Below are 7,024 nucleotides of genomic sequence, written 5' to 3'. Positions count from 1 at the left end.
TTGAAAGATGAAGGGTATATAAATTTTCACGGTGAGATATTGTACCAAAATTAGAAAAAACTGCCGTAAACTCTCGCTCAATGCGAGGGTGCCGCAAAAGATCAATGAGGTTGAGTCAGTTACTTCCGCGCAGGAACTTCAACATAGCCAGCCTCTAACCCGACCACCTCCACACCTTGAGGAACAGCATGCCCCGGTGTCACCATAATCTGCTGTGTTTGTGCGTTTAGTTCACGGCGATAGGTGACGAAAATTCGTCCATCAGGGCCGGTATGTAATGCCTCGGCTGGCACGGCCAATCCACGCTCATTGCGATACGTGACAATAGCCAGTTTCGCACTCATACTCAGCCGGATACGCTGCCGCTGTTCAGGAATAAGAGGATCAATCGCCACTAATAGATCATAGGTTACACCCGCTCCCTGCATTTCCTTTGAACTCCCCTGTACCCCAATTGTCTTAATTTGCCCCCGTAGAGATAGCCCGGCAAAACCATCACCGGTGATCTCAACCGGCATTCCTTCATACACTTGATAAAGGTCAGCCTCTTCAATACGCGCTACCGCCTGGATTTGTTCCAAATTGATTACCCCTAACAGAGGTGTTCCCTGAGTGACACGAGTCCCCTTTTGAATAAATAACTCCTTATCTGATTCCGATACCTGTGGGCGAATAACAATGCCATCAAAAGGAGAAACCAATTCACGTTGGGCTTGCTGGGTCTCAAGCGCCTGATAACGCGATTGGGCATTAGCTAATTCCATATCAGCAATCTGGCGATTCTCCCCGGTGCCTTTCTCAAGGGCAACACTCAGTTCCGCCTTAGCGGCGGCAAGATCGAGCTGTTGAACTCTGACCTGTTGCTCCAGTGTATCAATCTCCATACGGGGAACAATGCCACGCTCGAACAAAGCCCGGGTATCGATTAGCTTACGTTCGGTATCGCTCAAACTTAACTGAGCATTCGTTAAAGCTCTACGTACCCTAGCGACATCCTGACTGTTCTCCCATCCCACCAAATCTTGTACGGCTTTTTGGGCTTTCAACAGTTCCGTGAGCGCCTGCCGCAATTGAATGTCCAACTGTGTCGTATCAAGGCTCAACAGGGGTTGCCCACGCTTAACGCGCTGGCCTTCAGTTACCATCACCTCCGCAATAACACCATCAAATGGCGCGGCAATCGTCAAACTGGTTGCAGCCTGAATACGGCCAACTAACCCAAGACGATTTTCCAGTCGTTGAGGTTCAACATGCACCCACCGTTGCGGTGATGATGTATCAGTTGAAGAAGAGAGGAAAACATAAGCAATGGTAGCCCCAATGACTAATGCAACAGCAAGTGTCACGAGCCAACGAGTCTTATACCTGAAACGGGCAACTCCCCTGATCTTAGTCGTTAAGTGCAATGTCCCAACTCCCTAACGTAGTACCCAATGTTTCGTCCAACTCCGCTTGTGCATTTAAGTAGGTGATCAACGCATTGAGACGAACATTCTCTGCATTACGCAAATCAGTTTCAAAGCTCAAGACTTGAAAGTTACTGGAGCGGCCCACTGTCAATTTTTCACGTTCAATCTCCAGCTTGCGCAGGGATAGATCCCTGGCACGCTGTGCGATCTCATATTGACGCCAACGCGTACCAATATCGCGTACCGCATTACCCACATTACGTTCCAGTGACTGTTTTGCCTCATCAAGACGAATGTCTTGGTTCTGAACATCAACCCGCGCCCGCACTTCCGCCTGGCGCTGACTCAAATCACCAATGGGTATCTCTACCTGAACACCGGCGTAATTTTCCCAATTACGAGAACGGTTTGACCCTGTTTGATCACGTACCTGACTGGCACCACCAACTAAAGAGACATCCCATAAACGTTCGTTACGGGCAACGGTCAGGTTAATTGCAGCCTGCTCCGCCGTAATCAATTGAGTGAGATACGATGGCTGTTGCTCTTGTGCCAAATGTTGCGCCTGGAGCAGGTTAATATCTACACGTTTAGCTTCCAATCTGTCAGTAGCCTTTACCTGAGTTTGTAAGTCTAAGGCGAGCAATCGCAGCAATTCTAAACGACTCCTATCCAATTGATTAGCAGCTTCCTCCGCAGCCAGCTCCTGCATGGCAACATCAGCCTCCGTCTGGACAATCTCAAACGCTGCCATTCTGCCTGCGGAAATCATAGCTTTGTTAACCTCCAGCAGTTGACGCGAACGTTCAAGAGCATCACGTGCGATTTGTAATTGTTCTTGAGCACGCAACAATTCACGATAAGCCATAATAACTTGCGTGATAGTCTGGGATACCGTCGCTTTTAGGTTCAAACGATTTGTCTGCTCCATCAATTGAGCAAGACGCACAGGTGCTGTAGCCACATCTTTGCCAGCACCACGCAACAGAGGCTGAATAACTGAGAATGAAACACCATCATTACGGCTACGACCTGCGTTGTCTGCCCATGTTGTCCGATTCGTCCAAGACAAACTGAATCGAGTACCATATTCTCCAAGCAGCGTAGATGTGGGTGTAATCTCGCTCTGGCGATAGCGATCGCTTTGATTTCGGGCAGTGACATAACGGCTATTAATCAACAATTTTGGCGTAAAACGATCTTCAGCAACGCGTAAATCGAATTTCTGCGCAATCCGATCCAGATAAGCACTGCGAATCGAACGATTGTTTCGTAACCCTAAATAGATTGCATCACTGAGTGTCAGACCAATAGTTTGCTGATTAAGCGAAATTGTATCCGTTGTAGGCATGGTTGCCTGTGATGGATTCAACTGCTCCGCTAACGCTTGTTTGACAGATGCAGCTATTATCAGGGCAATGATGATGCCAATAGCACGTTGAAAAACTTGGCTAATCATCACGCAGTGCCTCTACAGGTTGTAATCTGGCAGCCGCCAATGCCGGATTGATACCGAAAAACAGACCAATCACTAATGAACTAGCGATACCCAGAGGCAAAGAGAATAGGGATAACGTAAATACCCAGCCCGAAAATTTTACAAATAGGTATCCCGCCGCTACCCCCAACAATGAACCAACCATTGCACCGGCAATTGCCAGAATGGCAGCCTCCAACATAAACAGCATACCAATATCAACAGGCCGAGCTCCCAAAGCCATACGAACACCAATTTCACGTCTGCGTTCCGAAACATTCATCAGCATGACATTCATCACGCCCACACCTCCCACCAGCAACGAAATTCCCCCTAAACCCGCGAGCAAATAGGAAAATGTCTTTGCTTGACGCGTCAATCCATCAAGCAATTGTTTCGGGATCTCAACTTCGACCTGACGACCTTTTGATAATGAGACAAGGTAGTCACGTAACGACACCGCGTCACTGTTTAACGTTGTTGTATCACGTGCTCTGGCAATGACGCTTCCAATTTCTGGCGCAGGCCGCAACCGCCGCATTGCTTCAATAGGCAGTATGACCGAATGATCAATCGAGCCGGGGAGTAAAGGGTTCGGCCCCTGAACAGCGAGAATTCCTATAACTTCAAACAGATATTCCCCAATTTGCAATTGACTGCCTATTCGAATAGGTTGATTGGCTACTTTTAATTGTTTGGCAATATCCGCTCCGAGCACGGCATAGGTCGTTTGACGATCATAGTCCGATAGAAAACGTCCCTGCTCAATCTGTAAATCCAGCACCGCAGCCAGATCAGAGGATGTACCGGTAATATTCGTATCTATCCCTTGCCCTTGGAAGCGTATACGGGTTGAGTGTAACGTGATGGGCGCAGCATGGGTGATAGTCGGTATTGTATGAATCAGCGCCTGAGTATCCAGCACAGATGGCGCGGGTTTGACAACGGCACCGGGAATAAAACTAAAATGAGCAACCAAAATATTGCTTCCCATACTTTTAAACGTGCTGATAGCTTCATTAACAGCATTATGACCGATGTTTAAAAGTGCAATGACGGAAGCACATCCGACTGCAATACCAAGCAAAGCAAGCAAGGAGCGCCTTCCTAGCAGACGCAGACTACCCAGTGATTCACGCAGGGCCTGCGCGAAAGAAAAACCGTAGCGACTAGAATTCACATTAAGCATCAAGGCTATCCAGCCACAGATCGGTTTCGGAAAGCCGCCCATCATTAACATAGAGACAGCGCTGCATATTTTTGGCTATTACTTCATCATGTGTAACCATGACGAGCGTAACACCTTGCTCACGGTTCAATGACAGAAGCAGTGCCATAATATCACTTGCTGTAGCACTATCGAGATTGCCTGTCGGTTCATCCGCCAGAATCAGAGAAGGCTTACCGACCAAAGCCCTGGCAATAGCAACACGTTGCCGCTGTCCCCCAGAGAGATCAGCCGGACGATGGTAAATACGATCAGCCAGACCAACCAACTCAAGCTGGTATTTCGCCTCCTGCCGAGCTAGAGAACGAGAATACCCACGATATAACAATGGCAGCGCCACATTATCCAACGCCTGCATTTTGGGAAGTAAATTGAAACTCTGAAACACGAAACCAATTTCCTGATTTCTTATTCTCGCCCGTTCATTAGGAGTAACATTTGTTATATTAACTCCACTAAACTGAAAATATCCAGAAGTGGGTTGATCCAGTAAACCAAGAATATTGAGTAGCGTACTTTTACCTGAACCGGAAGCGCCAACAATTGCACAACTTTGCCCGCGCATGATAGTGAATGATATTTTATCAAGTACTGGGTAATATTTTTCCCCCATACGATAAGATCGACAAATATTTTCCATGTAAATCAGGACTTCCTGACATGGGGAAGTTGTGATTGTCATGTCTGATTTATTCATCGTTTTTGACATCCATTAAACGTATCACTGACTCCACTTGGTTGTTTAGCAGGTTTTATATCATGGGGAGATCTTCTTGTAAAAGATTACGGTCTAAGTGACCGGCAAAAACATCGAACAGTAAAATATATTAGATTTACTTAACATAAATTCAAATCACCCATTGCATTTCAGGGTTAATCCACCCAAATTACTTCTGCCTACTTTGGCATTGCGTACAGACTTTTATAAAAATTCAGAAGATACAGGGCGCGAGATCAAAATGTACATCTAAGCTCTCGCAATAGAAAATTATCAGATATTGGGGTAATGGCTATGAAATTAAAAAAAATCTTTGGTATCGGTAGTGCTTTATTGTTAACTATATTTTCACAAACAGTACCTGCGGCAAGTGGCAGCTATCACTCTTCAGTTGTTCTGCCTACACTGTATTCCAAAAATTTCCTAGAAACTGCTAACGTTCCTATTGTCGGTTCTCCCCCTGCAACAGGAAAGATTACCAATGTATCTTGGACTTGGAACGTTGTTGGATGGCCTCAGAATTTATCGGTTTATCTTTGTCAGGGAGATACCAGCAGTTGCATAGATATATCACGCACGCGAAGAATGTCGACAGCCGCATTTAATAATAGAAGCCCGGCACAGCAGTTCCTTTTCGCCTTAAAGGTTGGAAACGGTAACGTTATGCCAATAGCAGGTCAAACCGGAGAAATTACTGTTAGTTGGCAATAACATTCCAATAACTCTCCAAAGATTGCCGCTAATATTATAGGCGGCAATTCTGATTTGCGTTGAATATTGGTAGGATTTAAGAAAGTTGCTGTATGATTTCTTCAAGGATTATGAACATTCACCCTATCCTTATAGTGCTTCGAGGCTTTAAGCAGCTTTGAGTTTGCTTTCGGCGGATTTTCTAAAGCTGCCAACAAAGCAGCAGCTTGAAAGATGAAGGGTATATCTCTTAGATAATTAATCCTACGGTAATTTAGCCCCTTTATAACCAGATAAAATCAATTCCCATTCCTGTTGAGCAAACCATGTCTGGGTTTTGCCATCATAATGAAGACTATCAGGCAGAAAAACACCAAACTCAGTCGCCTGTCCGGTATAGTCGGGCGAATTCCGTGCATCAATCAACGTTCGGTATTGGGGATCATCAGCGATAACATTATTGATTGCCTCAAGCACATAGCTGGTGTTGATGGGATCAAACGCAATCGAAAGTGGATAATACAATCTCCACGGTATACTACGAGACCCCAAAGCATCACTGATACCCGTAATGATGCGGGTAAAATTCTGCTCTGATGCTTGTGCCGCCAATACACTTTCGGTTTCTGCTTCCCATTGGTTCCAATGAACAGCCAAAATGCGAGGATTTTTGCCTAGCTTACGCAATGATTCGACCGCCATACGCAAAGTTTTGACTGCACGCGGATAGAGCGATTCCACATCGCAGGGATCACGTTCAGGAGCCCAACGGTTATCCGGTGGATTATCCAGATACATACCTTGACCACCCCAACCCATTAAAATGACATAAAGATCAGGTAAATTAAGCGCATTACCTTCGTCAATATGGTCTTGCCAGAACTTGGCGAAACGATTGGCGGCATTGACTGAGTGATCCTGATTGCCACGGGGTAAACTGGCAGGAGCGCCAATATTGGCATTACCAAAGCTAGTCAGCCCTGTCCAGTTAATTGCAGGAAAGTCAACGCTGTAAACTTCTGGCAGAGATAATGTGAATACGTTTTTTAAACCTTGGGTAATTTCTTCATCTCGCGGTAATTGTGTTCCATGACCATAACTATTTGATTGTCCAAGTATGATAAATAGTGGCGCATCATTAGGCGCCCACGGAGAATATTTTATTTCAGGTGAATAAAGTTGTTTATCTGTCATCAGTTTTCCTCTTACAATAATTTAAGTTATTAGGTTTGTTCTCTTCACCAAAATATAACTTATTTCTGGTAGATAAAAAGCCACCCGATTAATAAATTATATTTATGGTGCGCGAATGAAAAGCTATTTTAAATAATTGCGTTTCACAGAACAGTTATTTATATTTCACCTTAAAAAATACACTTATCAGTTTAATCAAGCAAACAAAAATATAACTCATAAAAACAAGTTGGATTAATAAATAATGTTTGAATTTTTTATTTCACTTGGCATTGACGGCATTTTTTGAATATAAAACTTATTGAAAA

Annotated in this window: 6 protein-coding genes; 1 reads left to right on the top strand and 5 read right to left on the bottom strand. The window is 44.8% G+C overall.

Going from position 1 to position 7,024, the window contains the following annotated elements; genetic code table 11:
* Nucleotides 1–119: 119 nt before the first annotated feature.
* Genes KZ793_RS02910 through KZ793_RS02895 form a run of 4 tightly spaced genes read right to left on the bottom strand, consistent with a single transcriptional unit; the run spans nt 120 to nt 4,811 of the window.
* Nucleotides 120–1,406: an HlyD family secretion protein gene (locus KZ793_RS02910; RefSeq protein ID WP_225813332.1), complete on the bottom strand. Its 1,287-nt coding sequence runs from the start codon at nt 1,404–1,406 to the stop codon at nt 120–122.
* Nucleotides 1,390–2,868, bottom strand: a complete 1,479-nt coding sequence (locus KZ793_RS02905; protein ID WP_225813331.1) for a TolC family protein — start codon at nt 2,866–2,868, stop codon at nt 1,390–1,392. The genes KZ793_RS02910 and KZ793_RS02905 overlap by 17 nt, the downstream gene beginning before the upstream one ends.
* Nucleotides 2,861–4,075 (bottom strand): ABC transporter permease, encoded by a 1,215-nt coding sequence (locus KZ793_RS02900; protein ID WP_255619129.1) that lies wholly within the window; start codon nt 4,073–4,075, stop codon nt 2,861–2,863. Before KZ793_RS02900 ends, KZ793_RS02905 begins: the two co-directional genes overlap by 8 nt.
* Nucleotides 4,068–4,811: an ABC transporter ATP-binding protein gene (locus KZ793_RS02895; RefSeq protein WP_225813330.1), complete on the bottom strand. Its 744-nt coding sequence runs from the start codon at nt 4,809–4,811 to the stop codon at nt 4,068–4,070. Before KZ793_RS02895 ends, KZ793_RS02900 begins: the two co-directional genes overlap by 8 nt.
* A 315-nt stretch (nt 4,812–5,126) precedes the next feature.
* Between KZ793_RS02895 and KZ793_RS02890 the strand changes: the two genes are divergently transcribed.
* Nucleotides 5,127–5,543, top strand: a complete 417-nt coding sequence (locus tag KZ793_RS02890) for a flagellar protein FlhE (RefSeq protein WP_225813329.1) — start codon at nt 5,127–5,129, stop codon at nt 5,541–5,543.
* A 243-nt stretch (nt 5,544–5,786) separates the two neighbouring features.
* Here KZ793_RS02890 and KZ793_RS02885 read toward each other — a convergent pair whose 3' ends face one another.
* Nucleotides 5,787–6,716, bottom strand: coding sequence for a hypothetical protein (locus tag KZ793_RS02885; RefSeq protein ID WP_225813328.1), 930 nt, complete (start codon nt 6,714–6,716; stop codon nt 5,787–5,789).
* Nucleotides 6,717–7,024: the final 308 nt, after the last annotated feature.

This window comes from Photorhabdus antumapuensis, assembly GCF_020387775.1.
GTDB classification, from domain to species: Bacteria; Pseudomonadota; Gammaproteobacteria; order Enterobacterales; family Enterobacteriaceae; genus Photorhabdus; species Photorhabdus antumapuensis.
Note: the sequence above shows the minus strand (reverse complement) of the source record. Positions and strands in the feature narration are given on the sequence as shown.